Origin of the sequence: Arthrobacter sp. 35W (assembly GCF_000482545.1) — a bacterium.
In the GTDB taxonomy this organism is placed as follows: Bacteria; Actinomycetota; Actinomycetes; order Actinomycetales; family Micrococcaceae; genus Specibacter.
In genome coordinates, this window is sequence record NZ_KI519455.1 from 986,712 (window position 1) to 998,420 (window position 11,709).

At 65.6% G+C, this 11,709-nt stretch carries 15 protein-coding genes; 3 read left to right on the plus strand and 12 right to left on the minus strand.

What is annotated here, in order from left to right:
* Entirely contained in the window at positions 1–402 is a 402-nt protein-coding gene (locus tag K254_RS0116645; RefSeq protein ID WP_026556322.1) for a DUF1801 domain-containing protein, read from the plus strand.
* A gap of 168 nt (positions 403–570) precedes the next feature.
* Here the strand turns inward: K254_RS0116645 and rplI are convergent, their stop codons facing one another.
* The 4 genes from rplI to rpsF form a co-directional block, all read right to left on the minus strand.
* Positions 571–1,023, minus strand: coding sequence for a 50S ribosomal protein L9 (gene rplI, locus K254_RS0116650; protein ID WP_026556323.1), 453 nt, complete (start codon positions 1,021–1,023; stop codon positions 571–573).
* A 14-nt stretch (positions 1,024–1,037) separates the two neighbouring features.
* Positions 1,038–1,277: a 30S ribosomal protein S18 gene (rpsR, locus tag K254_RS0116655; RefSeq protein WP_003800144.1), complete on the minus strand. Its 240-nt coding sequence runs from the start codon at positions 1,275–1,277 to the stop codon at positions 1,038–1,040.
* 87 nt (positions 1,278–1,364) lie between these two features.
* Entirely contained in the window at positions 1,365–1,931 is a 567-nt protein-coding gene (locus K254_RS0116660) for a single-stranded DNA-binding protein (protein WP_026556324.1), read from the minus strand.
* A gap of 57 nt (positions 1,932–1,988) precedes the next feature.
* Positions 1,989–2,294, minus strand: a complete 306-nt coding sequence (gene rpsF, locus K254_RS0116665; protein ID WP_026556325.1) for a 30S ribosomal protein S6 — start codon at positions 2,292–2,294, stop codon at positions 1,989–1,991.
* A 348-nt stretch (positions 2,295–2,642) separates the two neighbouring features.
* On the opposite strand from rpsF, the gene K254_RS0116670 reads away from it, so the two are divergent.
* Both K254_RS0116670 and K254_RS0116675 read left to right on the plus strand, forming a co-directional pair.
* A complete protein-coding gene (locus tag K254_RS0116670) occupies positions 2,643–3,005 on the plus strand; it encodes a cupin domain-containing protein (RefSeq protein ID WP_026556326.1) in 363 nt (120 codons plus the stop codon).
* 76 nt (positions 3,006–3,081) lie between these two features.
* A complete protein-coding gene (locus K254_RS0116675; RefSeq protein WP_026556327.1) occupies positions 3,082–3,747 on the plus strand; it encodes a DUF1345 domain-containing protein in 666 nt (221 codons plus the stop codon).
* A 19-nt stretch (positions 3,748–3,766) separates the two neighbouring features.
* Here the strand turns inward: K254_RS0116675 and K254_RS0116680 are convergent, their stop codons facing one another.
* The 8 genes from K254_RS0116680 to K254_RS0116715 all read right to left on the minus strand — a co-directional run bounded on the left by K254_RS0116680 (position 3,767) and on the right by K254_RS0116715 (position 11,683).
* Entirely contained in the window at positions 3,767–4,660 is an 894-nt protein-coding gene (locus K254_RS0116680; protein ID WP_026556328.1) for a dioxygenase family protein, read from the minus strand.
* Positions 4,661–4,741: 81 nt separating this feature from the next.
* Positions 4,742–5,077: a DUF1801 domain-containing protein gene (locus tag K254_RS0116685; protein ID WP_026556329.1), complete on the minus strand. Its 336-nt coding sequence runs from the start codon at positions 5,075–5,077 to the stop codon at positions 4,742–4,744.
* A gap of 53 nt (positions 5,078–5,130) precedes the next feature.
* Complete coding sequence (locus K254_RS0116690; RefSeq protein WP_026556330.1) at positions 5,131–6,417, minus strand: M18 family aminopeptidase; 1,287 nt, start codon at positions 6,415–6,417, stop codon at positions 5,131–5,133.
* 58 nt (positions 6,418–6,475) lie between these two features.
* Positions 6,476–7,174 carry a response regulator gene (locus tag K254_RS0116695; protein ID WP_035750280.1) on the minus strand — a complete coding sequence of 233 codons (699 nt, stop codon included), beginning with the start codon at positions 7,172–7,174 and terminating at the stop codon, positions 6,476–6,478.
* Entirely contained in the window at positions 7,171–8,553 is a 1,383-nt protein-coding gene (locus K254_RS23775) for a sensor histidine kinase (protein ID WP_231391887.1), read from the minus strand. Before K254_RS23775 ends, K254_RS0116695 begins: the two co-directional genes overlap by 4 nt.
* Before the next feature lie 53 nt (positions 8,554–8,606).
* Positions 8,607–9,521, minus strand: a complete 915-nt coding sequence (locus K254_RS0116705) for an ABC transporter permease (RefSeq protein ID WP_026556332.1) — start codon at positions 9,519–9,521, stop codon at positions 8,607–8,609.
* Positions 9,522–9,523: 2 nt separating this feature from the next.
* Positions 9,524–10,477, minus strand: coding sequence for an ABC transporter ATP-binding protein (locus K254_RS0116710; RefSeq protein WP_026556333.1), 954 nt, complete (start codon positions 10,475–10,477; stop codon positions 9,524–9,526).
* A gap of 207 nt (positions 10,478–10,684) precedes the next feature.
* Positions 10,685–11,683: an aldo/keto reductase family protein gene (locus tag K254_RS0116715; RefSeq protein ID WP_026556334.1), complete on the minus strand. Its 999-nt coding sequence runs from the start codon at positions 11,681–11,683 to the stop codon at positions 10,685–10,687.
* Positions 11,684–11,709: the final 26 nt, after the last annotated feature.

The following is an 11,709-nucleotide window of genomic DNA, read 5'->3' on the forward strand; positions in this document are numbered from 1 at the left end:
ATGGCGGACAACAAGACGGTTGCCACCACAGTCCCGCCACGGGAGTTCATTGCCGGTGTCGTGCCGGAGGTGCGGCGCAAGGATGCGCTGGTGCTGCTGGAAATCATGGAAGAGATCACGGGGCAGCCCGCCACCATGTGGGGTCCATCCATGATCGGCTTCGGAAACCACCACTACGCCTATGAATCCGGCCGCGAGGGTGACACCTTCGCCGTCGGATTTTCACCCCGCAAGACCAGCCTTGTCCTCTATGGCCTGCTCTTCGACGGCGCAGACATGTCCCGCCTGGGCAAGTTCAAAAGCAGCGTGGCCTGCGTCTACATCACCCGGCTGTCCGACGTCGACATAGATGAACTGGAGCGCCTCATCCGCGAGGGCTTCGAGCTCTTCCACAACTCCTAGCCGCCCCCACAACCCCCGCGAACAAACACTTGGGGACAGTCCCGGCGCTCCACACTGTCCCCAAATGCCAGTTCGCGGAGGGTGGCAGGGCGGATCAGAGGAACGGGACCCGGGCACAACGAAGGGCCCCCACCGAAACGGTGGAGGCCCTTCGACGTTTGCTAAGGACTACTTAGCTGCAACAACGTCCAGAACGATGGTTGCCGACACGTCGTCGTGCAGACGCACGATTGCGGTGTAGGAGCCGGTGCTCTTGATGTGTGCAGGCAGTTCAACCTTGCGCTTGTCAATGGTGCCCAGACCTGCAGCCTCAACGGCAGCAGCAATGTCGGCAACCTTGACGGTGCCGAACAGGCGGCCGGACTCGCCGGCCTTGACAGCCAGCTTGACCGGCTTTGCGGTCAGAGCGGCAGCCTGGGTCTGAGCAGCTTCAACGGAAGCGTGCTCGCGGGCAGCGCGGGCAGCCTTGATGGACTCAACCTGCTTCTCGCCACCCTTCGTCCAGGTCAGGGCGAAGCCGCGGGGCAGAAGGTAGTTACGTGCGTAACCGTTCTTCACCTCAACAACGTCACCTGCAGTACCGAGACCGGTAACTTCGTGGGTCAAAATGAGCTTTGCCATGTGTTTTCTCTCCCTTAACCGCGGCCAGCGCCGGAGTAGGGCAGCAGTGCAACTTCGCGGGCGTTCTTGATTGCCTGGGCGATCTTGCGCTGCTCCTGAACGGTGACACCCGTGACACGACGTGCACGGATCTTTCCGCGGTCAGAGATGAACTTGCGCAGCAATGCTACGTCCTTGTAGTCGATGACGGTGATGTCAGCGGCCTTCAAGGGGTTGGACTTTGGTTTGGGCTTACGGAGTTCAGCCTTAGCCATCGTGGAGCTCCTTAATATTCGTGGAGCCCGTGGACGTTAATCCGCGGGATGGTGTGTGCACGGCGGTTGCCGCACAAAGTTTGTTTTTTAGAAGGGAGGCTCGGACGAATCCGGGCCCGCGCCCCAACCCTGCGATCCACCAGAGGGCTGTGCCCACGGGTCTTCTGCAGGAGAGGACTGGGTCTGGCCGCCGCCCCAACCGGAGTTTCCTCCGCCGGAGTTGCCACCGAAACCACCAGCGTTGCCGCCCTGGTTGCCGCCGCCGAAGTTGCCGCCACCGCCGCCGGAGCGGGGGGTGCGGTTGACCTTGGCGTTGGCGTAGCGCAGCGAGGGGCCGATCTCGTCGACCTCAAGCTCCATGACGGTGCGCTTTTCGCCTTCTTTGGTGTCATAGGTACGCGACTTGAGTCGGCCGGAGACGATGACGCGGGTTCCCTTCGTCAGGGACTCCGCAACGTTCTCGGCCGCTTCGCGCCAAATGGATGCGCGGAGGAACAGCGTTTCGCCGTCCTTCCACTCATTCGACTGGCGGTCAAAGGTGCGCGGGGTGGATGCGATGGTGAAATTCGCTACTGCTGAACCGCTCGGTGTGAACCGGAGTTCGGGGTCATTGGTGAGGTTACCAATGACTGTGATAGTGGTTTCGCCTGCCATCTGCTCCTGCTTCCTTGTGTTCCTACGGGTGAAAGCTTCAAAAAGTTGAGGCCGAGATTACTCGGCAACGACCTTCTGGTCTTCCGGACGGATGATCTTGGTGCGCAGGATGGTCTCGTTCAGACCAAGCTGGCGGTCAAGTTCCTGAGCGGTAGCAGGCTCAGCGGTGAAGTTCACCACGGCGTAGATACCTTCGGACTTCTTCTTGATGTCGTAAGCCAGTCGACGACGGCCCCAGATGTCAACCTTTTCGATGGTTCCACCATCGGTCGTGATGACGTTCAGGAACTTCTGAAGCGACGGCTCAACGGTACGCTCTTCGACATCGGGGTCGATGATTACCATCAATTCATAAGGACGCATATGTGAACCCACCTCCTTTGGGCTAAGCGGCTACGGTCTTTCCGTAACAGGAGGTTCATTTGCGGTGTCTGCGGACGGTGGACCGCAAGGAATCGCGGGCCGGTGCCAGCACAGACTTATCTATCTTACCGTACTGACGACGGCGGTCCGGCGCGGGTGGTGCCGCCCACCCCGTATCCGTACATATGGCAGCGGCGTAGTGTTTTCAGTATCGGCGCGGACCAGCGGTGTCCGGCGCCCCTGCGGGCCAGCAATGGCCGGAAAACAACCGCGCGTTTGTCGTCGGGAAGACAAACGATCAGCGGGCAGCATCAGCAATCGAGCAGGATCATCAACAGTGAGGTTGAGATGTCAGGCATCATCCGCAAGAGCCTCGATTCACCCGAGGAAACCCGCCCCTTCGAGGGGAACACCGGCCAGCTCCAGCTGGTGAACATTGCCGACGGCGGCGTGGGACGCGCAACGTTCCTTCCGGGATGGCGGTGGTCGGAACACGTCAAGCCGATCGCCAAGACGGACAGCTGCCAGGCCGCCCACATGGGCTACTGGATTTCCGGCCGGATGAACGTGGTCATGGACGACGGCGAAGAGGTCGAGTTCGGGCCCGGCGACTTCGGCATCATCGCCCCCGGGCATGACGCCTGGATCGTGGGCGACGAACCGTGCGTCGTGATCGACTGGCAGGGGTTTGCCGACTACGCCAAGCGGTGATCCGCACGGCGCGGCACTGGACAGTGGAGGCACGGGCCTGGAGCAATTGGCTCCGGGCCCGTGGCATGATCGGGCCATGAACGATTCAGCTCCTTCGGCGGCTTCCCGGCGGGCCGTCCACGCCCGGCTGCGGCTGGCTGCGATGGCAACTGCCGGAGTACTGGCGGCGGTTTCGACCGGCCTGGCCGGCCAGTGGATCTACGCGCCCGCGGTGGGCTGGGCCATGGCCGCCCTGATCTACAACGTGTGGGTGTGGCTGGCCATTGCCCGGATGGACAACGTGCAGACCGCCGCGCACGCCCAGGCGGAGGACCCCCGGCGGAGCACCTCGGATCTGTTGATCCTGCTCGCCGCGCTGGGCAGCCTGGCCGCCGTCGGACTGGTGATGGTCGGAGCCAGCGGCGCCCATGGAACCGACAAGCTGCTGCTGGCGCTGCTGGCCCTCGGCAGCACGGCCATGTCCTGGCTGCTGGTGCACACCCTTTTCACCCTGCGCTACGCGGAGATCTACTACACGGGCGGCGAACCGGGCGGCATCAGCTTCAACCAGGAGGAGCTCCCCCAGTACACGGACTTCGCCTACATGGCCTTCAGCCTGGGCATGACCTACCAGGTCTCGGACACCAACATCACCACGCGCAGCATGCGCTCGGCGGCGCTGCGGCACAGCCTGCTGGCGTTCGTTTTCGGCACCGGCATCCTGGCCACCACCATCAACCTGGTGGTCAGCCTGGCCCAGTAGGCGCCAAAACCATCCAGCCCTAGATGGTGACGTTCAACGCCGCCGAGTAGCCGGCCGCGGCGGAACCGCTGGTGGTGGCGAGCTGGTAGTTGCCGCCGTCGTCGCCGAACACGTTGTCCTGGGCCAGCGGGGTGTTGGGGAAGTTCCGGGCGCTGCTTTCGTAGCCCGCGGTGGCGTAGACCTCGTTGCAGCTGGCCTCCGTCATGGCGATCTGGGACGTCTTGAGGATCTGCCCGGCGCTGGTGGCGTTGGACATGCTCTCGAACACCTCGAAGTGGATGTGCGGCCAGCGGCCGTTGTAGGCGCCGGGGAAGATCGAGGTGAACGTCACCTGGCCGTTTTCATCCGCCTCCTGGACCCCGCGCAGGAAGTTCTCATCCGGCAGGTCGTAGAGCGAGTATTCGCCGTCCTTGGTGGCGTGCCAGAGGTACACGGCCGCCCCGGCCAGCGCCTTGCAGCCGTTGGAGTTGTCCAGCAGGGTCAGCGTCACGGTCAGCGGCACACCCTCCGCCGTCGTGGTGGAGGTGCCGAAGCTGCTGGTGATGTCCTTGCGGACGACGCCGGAGGCCGTCAGCGCGTCCGGGCCGTTGGAGCCGTCTCCCGGGTACGGGCCGGCCGTTTCATCGGGGGTCTCCACAACGCCGCATTCGGCGATGGCCCGGGTGACGGTGGCCGTGGCCGACGACGACGCCGTGGCGCCGGCCGTGGCGGTGGCGGAGCTGGTGCCGGCGGCCGACGTCGTGGCGCTGGCTGTGGTGCCGCCGGTGGCGGTGCTGCCGGCCGGGGCGCACGCGGCCAGGCTGGCGGCCGCACCGGCGCCCAGGAACAGGCCCAGGGTCCGGCGGCGGGTCAGCAGCGTCTTCAGGTCGAATTCAAGGCCGCGGTCGTGGTTGGGGTGTGGTGAAGTGTTCATGATTCAAGCAAAGCCGCCCTCTCTGTGCGGGGCCCAAACCCAAAGCTATGTGTTTGCTGTGCAGCCGCTGAACGTGCCGGTTCAGCCGGCCAGTTGGGCGAGCCAGGCCGTGACGGCGTCTTCGTCAAGGTCAGCCGTGGAGGACAGCTTGACGGTGGCCATCTGGGCCGAGCCCGACGGCGTGAGGGCGCCGCTGGGATCCTGGAGCGTCTGGCCCTGCCAGACCATGAGCGTCACATAGCGCGGAAATGCCTTGAAGCCGGCGATGGGCTCCTTGTCCTCCATCCACACCGGGTGCCCGTGCCACAGCTTCCCCTCGGCGGCGGGCAGGCCGGCGTCCAGCAGGGCTTCCAGCCGCTCCGCCACCGCCTTCAACGGCCCATCGAGGGAGGCGGCGTAGGTCTGGACGTCATTCATGGTGGCTCCTGGTTCCGGTGGTCGGTGATTGAGCCCGTCGAAATCCGGCGGGGTTAGACGGCGGTGCGGAAGAACTCCTCGGTGGCGCGGGCCAGGTAGAGCGGATCCTTGGTGCCGCAGAGTTCGCGGGCCGAGTGCATCGACAGCAGCGGCACGCCGACGTCGACGGTCCTGATGCCCAGCCGGGTGGCCGTCAGCGGGCCGATGGTGGAGCCGCAGGGGACGGTGTTGTTGGAGACGAACTCCTGGTACGGCACGGCCGCGGCGGCGCACAGCCGGGCCCAGACCGCAGCGCCCGTGGCATCGGTGGCGTAGCGCTGGTTGGCGTTGATCTTCAGCAGCGGGCCGCCATTGAGCACGGGGTGGTTGGCCGGGTCGTGGCGCTCCGGGTAGTTGGGGTGGACGGCGTGCCCGGCGTCGGCGGAGACGCAGAAGGAGTTCGCAAAGGCCCTGCGGCGCTCGCTCACCGAGGCGCCCAAGCCGTCGGAAATGCGGACGAGGATGTCCTCCAGCAGCGGCCCGCAGGCGCCGGAGCGGGAGGCGCTGCCGACTTCCTCGTGGTCGAAGGCCGCCAGCACCGGCACCACGGGCAGACCGCCTGCAGGCACAGCGCCGTCGGCCACGGCCAGCAGCGCCGCCAGGCCCGCGTGCACCGAGGAGAGGTTGTCCAGCCGTCCGGAGGCAAAGAACTCGCCGTTGGCGCCGAACACGGCACCGGGCTGGGTGTCGGCCACCACGATGTCGAAGCCGCCCACCGCCGCCGGGTCGACGCCGGCACGATCGGCCAGCAGACCCAGCAGGTCCGCCGTGGCGGGCGTCCCCTGGCCCCAGATGGGGTTCATGTGCCGCTGCTTGTCCAGAGCGAGCCCCTCATTGGCGGCCCGGTCCAGATGGATGGCCAGCTGCGGGAAGCGCAGCAGCGGCCCGGTTGCCACCAACGACTCCACGCCGTCGGTGGCCACGAGGCGCCCGGCCAATTGCAGTTCGCGGTCCAGCCAGGAGTTCAACAGCGGCCCGCCGTAGACCTCGACGCCGGCCTGCAGCCAGCCAAAGGCGCTGGTGGTGGGCTTGGGCTTGAGTTTGAAGGAGGGCGAATCGGTGTGGGCGCCGAGGATGTTGAAGGCCGTGGTGGGCCCGGCGGACTCCGGCAGCACCCAGGCGACGATGGCGCCGTCGCGGATCACAAAGTACTTCCCGGCGGTGGCGGGCCACTGCGCGGCCTCGTCCAACTGGGCGAAGCCGGCGGCTGCCAGGCGGCGGCCGGCCTCCGCGGCTGCGTGGAAGCTCGACGGCGATGCGCCCACAAAGGCGGCCAGGTCCTGGATGTGATCGACAGTCATACACCGATTCAACCAGATGCCCCCGACGGGGTCTCGACGGGCTCGACCAGCGGGACCGCTAGAAGTCGGGGTTGCTGGGGGTGACGAGGCCGGTTTCGTAGGCGTAGACCACCACCTGCACGCGGTCGCGCAGGTGCAGCTTGGTCAGGATCCGGCGCACGTGGGTCTTCACCGTGGCCTCGGACAGGAACAGCGTGTGCGCAATTTCGGCATTGGAGAGCCCCTGCGCAATCGATTCCAGCACCTCCAGCTCCCGCGGCGTGAGGTCCTCCAGCAGCGGGTCCCGGGGCGCCGCTGGCCGCTCCGGCGAGGAGCGCACAAAGTTTTCCAGCAGGCGCTGGGTGATCCGCGGCGCCACCACGGCATCGCCGGAGTTCACCAGGCGGATGGCGCGGACCAGCTCCTCGGGGGCAACGTCCTTGAGCAGGAAGGCACTGGCCCCGGCCTGCAGCCCCGCAAAGGCATACTCGTCCAGATCAAAGGTGGTCAGGATGATGATGCGCGCTGCACCTCCGGCGGAGGTGATGGTGCGGGTGGCCTCGATGCCGTCCAGCACCGGCATGCGGACATCCATCAGAATGACGTCGGGCTCCAGCTCGGCGGCCAGGGCGATGGCCTCGGCGCCGTCGGACGCCTCCCCCACCACCTCGACGTCGTCCTCCCCGTCCAGGATCAGGGCGAACCCCATCCGCAGCAGGGATTGGTCGTCCACCAGCAGCACGCGGATGCGGGTGCCGGCCTCGGGCAGTGTCGTCATGGGGCGTCCTTCAGTGGTTGGGTGCCGGCGTCCGGGCGGGCCAGCGGGGTGGGAGCGGCGCCGGCCTCATGGACCTGCACCGACGTTGCCTTTGGGCAGACGATGGTGGGGTTCAGCACGGCCTCCACGATCCAGCCGCCGCGCGGCCCGGGGCCCGCGGTGACCGTGCCGGCGTAGATTCCGGCGCGTTCCTTCATTCCGGTGATGCCCTGGCCCGTGCCCATGGAGCCCTCCTCGGTGCCGCGGCCGTCGTCCGTGATCCGCAGCAGCACCTGGCTGGCGCCGTCGGGCTGCACCGTATGCGCGATCTCCACGCTGACCCGGTAGACGGAGCGGCCGTAGCGGAGCGTATTGGTGAGGGATTCCTGCAAAATCCGGTAGACAGTGAGGGCAAAGGCGGGATCCACCGGCAGCTGTGGGCCGCTCTGGGATACATGCAGCGGCAGGCCGACGCGGCGGAACCCTGCCAGCAGCGGCTCGATCCCACCGCCGTCGGGCATGGGCTCCAGCGCCGCCTTTTCCAGGGAGCCGTCCTGGCGCAGCACGCCCAGCACGCGGCGCATGTCCGCCAGCGCCGTCCGCCCGGTGCGGGAGAGCTCCTCCAGCACCGGGCCGGCGCGGCCGGGATCGCGTTTGACGACGACGGCGGCGCCGTCGGACAGCGCCACCATCACCGTCAGGGAGTGGGCGACGACATCGTGCATCTCCCGGGCGATGCGGTTCCGTTCGGTCACCGAGGCCAGCTTCGCATGCCTGTCGGCCCAAACGCGCAGCTCGGCCTCGTGCTCCCGGTTGCGGCGCACGCTCAGGCCAATGCCGGTGGCCACCACGTTGGAGAGCACAATGACGATGCTGGAAATCAGCCCCGTGGTCTGCTGGCTGAGTCCGCCCTCATGGATCAGCTCGGCGGGCATGCGGAAGAAGAAGAGGAACACCACCACCAGCGGCAGGCTGGCCGCGGCGGCCGCGGCAAAACTGAACAGCGGCCGGCGTGCCAGGGCCACGGCGTAGAGGGCAAACCACAGGCTGGCCCCGGCATTGGAGGAATACGGTTCCACCGCCAGCAGCACCGTTTCGAAGACGAGCAACACCGCGAGCACGGGCACGGGGTGGGTGCGCCGGAACATCAGCAGGCCCGCCGACGCCAGGATCAACACCGGGTGGAGCAACTGGCCCGTCATCAAGGAAGGCACCACAGCAAACAGCGACAGCAGCAGATAGACAGCCGCCACCACTGCATCCATCACGCGCGGGTGGTCGTAGAAATAGCGCCGAAGCGGGCCGCGGCGCTTGGCGGAAAATTCCGCCGGGGACAGTGCGGCAGGGGCGGTGGCCGTTCGTTCCACCGCCCCTGCCGGGTCTTGGGTGCGCGTGCGCACTATCTGGGCTGCCTCCTTAGGCCAGCTGGCCGCCGTCGCAAAGGACCAGGGTCCTAGACGTCACGCTTCTTGAAGATGGCCACAGCGGGAACCAGGAACACCAGGATCCAGCCCAGGAAGATCAGTCCGCCCACTGCAGGATCGATGAACCCATCCTTGTGGCCAATCTCGAGCATCCGGCCACCGGCCACGCTGGGCACGTATTCGTTGACGTGCATCCAGAAATCACCGGGGATCAGGCTGGCCAGCTGGGTGCCAAAGGGCAGGACAAAGAAGAGCGCCACCAGCACCATGATGCCGCCGGCGGAGTTGCGCAGCAGCGTTCCCAGCGACAGGCCGATCAGGGCCACGCCGGCCACGTACAGGCCGCCCAGGAAAATCCCGGAGACGACGCCGTCACGATCGAAGCCCATGCTGATGACGTAGGCGTCCAGAATCGGAACGGAGATCAGGAACGTGGCCAGCGAGGCCACCAGGGTCAGCACATAGGACACCACCACCAGCACAATGGCCTTGGCCCAGAAGGCCGGCAGGCGCTTGGGCACGGCGGTCAGGGTGGAACGGATCATGCCGGTGCCGAACTCGGACGCGATCAACAGCACGGCCAGCGAACCCAGCACCAGGATGCCGATCTGCAGGCCCGCGTTGGGAATACCGTAGATGTTCAGCCCCTGGGCAGCCATAACGCTTTCGGCCTGGTCCATGGTCATCGCCGGCGCGCCGGACCCGGTGGCGGCCTCGGGCCGGCCCGCCCCGAATTTCATGACCTGCTCAATGGCAGTGGCTCGCAGCCAGGCCGACAGGACGCCGACGCCGATGACGGCGAGAAAGGTGAAGAGCACCAGAAGCTTGGTGGAGGTCAGGGTGTGGAACTTGATCCATTCGCTGCGCAGCACGCCGCCAAAGGTCAGCCCGGTGCTGCCCGCGCTCGAGCGGGCCGGCGTCTTCGCCATCGATGTGGTGCTCATGGTCAGCGTCCTTCCGGGGAGGCCTGCGCGGACACGGATTCCAGGCCGGCCGTCGTGTGGGAGTGGTATTCGACTTCATCCTTGGTCAGGTTGAAGTACGCCTCCTCCAGGGAGGCGCTCAGCGGCGTCAGCTCGTAGACAAGGATGTGGTTGTCCATGGCAACCTGGGCGATCTGGCGCGGATCGAGCCCCGTCACTTCCAGGGTCTCGTTTTCGCTGCTGTCCAGCGTGACGCCGGAACCGGCCAGCAGGGAAGCCAGCTGAGGGAGCGACGGCGTGCGCACCAGTGTGCGCGCGCCCGTCTTGCCGGCGATGATTGTCTCGATCGGGGCATCCGCGATGATCCGGCCGCGGCCGATCACGATCAGGTGGTCGGCCGTCTGGGCCATTTCGCTCATCAAGTGTGAGGAAAGGAAGATCGTCTTGCCCTCGGAGGCAAGGTACTTGGCCAGGTTGCGGACCCACAGGACACCCTCGGGGTCCAGGCCATTGACCGGCTCGTCCAGGATCAACGTCTGGGGATCCCCCAACAGCGCCGCGGCAATGCCCAGCCGCTGGCCCATGCCGAGCGAGAAGCCGCCGGCCTTCTTCTTGGCCACAGCGCCCAAGCCGGTCATCTCGATGACCTCATTGACCCGCTTGGTGGGGATGTTGTGCGTGGCGGCCATGGCCAGCAGGTGGTTGTAGGCGCTGCGGCTGGTGTGGACAGCCTTGGCATCCAGCAGGGCACCGACCTGGTGCAGGGGGTCGCGGTGCTCGGCAAAATGCTTGCCGTTCACCGTCACGGTGCCCGTCGTCGGCCGGTCCAGCCCGACGATCATACGCATGGTGGTGGACTTGCCGGCGCCGTTCGGCCCAAGGAAACCGGTCACCATGCCCGGCTTGACGGTGAAGCTGATGCCGTCAACGGCCCGCTTCTCCCCGTAGGTTTTTGCGAGGTTTACTGCCTCGATCATCGCTGCATCCCCTTATGTGCGTGGACCGCCCGGAATGAAAGCTGCGTGGAAAATTCCCGGTGCGGCGGCCGAAAACCGGCCATCACGTTCCACGCTACGCAATCGGGGCGGCAAAAACGCCTCTCTTAGGGATGATTCAGGGGTCTTTCAGGGTCCCCCCTAGGGATGAGACGGCGCGCCGCGCCGCTCACAGGGGTAATGTGCCACCTATGGCCGTGAGAGAACGCTGTCGATTTTGGTGGGATCGCGTTCGATGACGGGGCCGAGGATCGCGTCGATTCGTTTCATCGTTGAGTCCTCCAGCTTCATCCCGGAGGCCTTTGCGTTCTGCCGTATCTGTTCGGGGCGGGATGCTCCGGCGATCGCGGCGGAAACATTCGGGTTTTGCAGCACCCATGCCAGCGCCAGTGTTCCCATAGGGACGCCCGCGTCGTCGGCCAGCGGCTGGAGCAATTGGACTCTGGTGAGAACGTCAGTGGTCAGCCAGCGGGCCATGGTGTCCTTTCCACCTTTTTCGTCGGTGGCGCGCGATCCCCGTGGCAGGGACAGGCCCGGAAGGTATTTGCCGGTGAGTATTCCTTGCGCGAGGGGAGACCAAACTATCTGGCTGATGCCTAGTTCTTCGCTGGCGGGGATGATGTCGTGTTCAATCACCCTCCACAGCATGTTGTATTGGGGTTGATTGGAGATGAGCTCAATGTTGAGTTCTTTGGCCAAGGCAGCACCTGCGCGGATTTCGTCCACTGTCCATTCGGAGACACCGATATAGAGAGCCTTGCCGGCACGGACGACGTCGGCGAAGGCCTGCATCGTCTCTTCGAGGGGCGTTTCGTTGTCGTAGCGGTGTGCCTGGTACACATCAACGTATTCAGTTTTGAGCCTACGCAGGCTGCCGTTGATGGCCTCCACGATGTGCTTGCGTGACAGTCCGCGGTCGTTGCGTCCTGGGCCTGTGGGGAAGTAGACCTTGGTGAAGATTTCAATGCTTTCGCGTCTGATGCCATGGAGGGCTTCGCCCAGGGCGGTTTCTGCGCGGGTCTCAGCGTAGGCGTCGGCGGTGTCAAAGGTGCTGATGCCGACATCGAGTGCGGCATGAACGCATTGAATTGCTGTTTCCGTCTCGATTTGAGATCCGTGCGTCAGCCAATTCCCGTAGGCAATTTCGCTGATGTACATGCCGCTTCGGCCAAGCTTTCTGTATTCCATGGGGATCTTTCGGCGTCGCTCGCTGT

What these genes read in the sequence shown, in the direction of transcription:
- K254_RS0116645 (WP_026556322.1), top strand. Translation starts at nt 1, where the DNA reads ATGGCGGACAACAAGACGGTTGCCACCACAGTCCCGCCACGGGAGTTC.
- rplI (WP_026556323.1), bottom strand. Translation starts at nt 1,023, where the DNA reads ATGGCAAAGCTCATTTTGACCCACGAAGTTACCGGTCTCGGTACTGCA.
- rpsR (WP_003800144.1), bottom strand. Translation starts at nt 1,277, where the DNA reads ATGGCTAAGGCTGAACTCCGTAAGCCCAAACCAAAGTCCAACCCCTTG.
- K254_RS0116660 (WP_026556324.1), bottom strand. Translation starts at nt 1,931, where the DNA reads ATGGCAGGCGAAACCACTATCACAGTCATTGGTAACCTCACCAATGAC.
- rpsF (WP_026556325.1), bottom strand. Translation starts at nt 2,294, where the DNA reads ATGCGTCCTTATGAATTGATGGTAATCATCGACCCCGATGTCGAAGAG.
- K254_RS0116670 (WP_026556326.1), top strand. Translation starts at nt 2,643, where the DNA reads ATGTCAGGCATCATCCGCAAGAGCCTCGATTCACCCGAGGAAACCCGC.
- K254_RS0116675 (WP_026556327.1), top strand. Translation starts at nt 3,082, where the DNA reads ATGAACGATTCAGCTCCTTCGGCGGCTTCCCGGCGGGCCGTCCACGCC.
- K254_RS0116680 (WP_026556328.1), bottom strand. Translation starts at nt 4,660, where the DNA reads ATGAACACTTCACCACACCCCAACCACGACCGCGGCCTTGAATTCGAC.
- K254_RS0116685 (WP_026556329.1), bottom strand. Translation starts at nt 5,077, where the DNA reads ATGAATGACGTCCAGACCTACGCCGCCTCCCTCGATGGGCCGTTGAAG.
- K254_RS0116690 (WP_026556330.1), bottom strand. Translation starts at nt 6,417, where the DNA reads ATGACTGTCGATCACATCCAGGACCTGGCCGCCTTTGTGGGCGCATCG.
- K254_RS0116695 (WP_035750280.1), bottom strand. Translation starts at nt 7,174, where the DNA reads ATGACGACACTGCCCGAGGCCGGCACCCGCATCCGCGTGCTGCTGGTG.
- K254_RS0116705 (WP_026556332.1), bottom strand. Translation starts at nt 9,521, where the DNA reads ATGAGCACCACATCGATGGCGAAGACGCCGGCCCGCTCGAGCGCGGGC.
- K254_RS0116710 (WP_026556333.1), bottom strand. Translation starts at nt 10,477, where the DNA reads ATGATCGAGGCAGTAAACCTCGCAAAAACCTACGGGGAGAAGCGGGCC.
- K254_RS0116715 (WP_026556334.1), bottom strand. Translation starts at nt 11,683, where the DNA reads ATGGAATACAGAAAGCTTGGCCGAAGCGGCATGTACATCAGCGAAATT.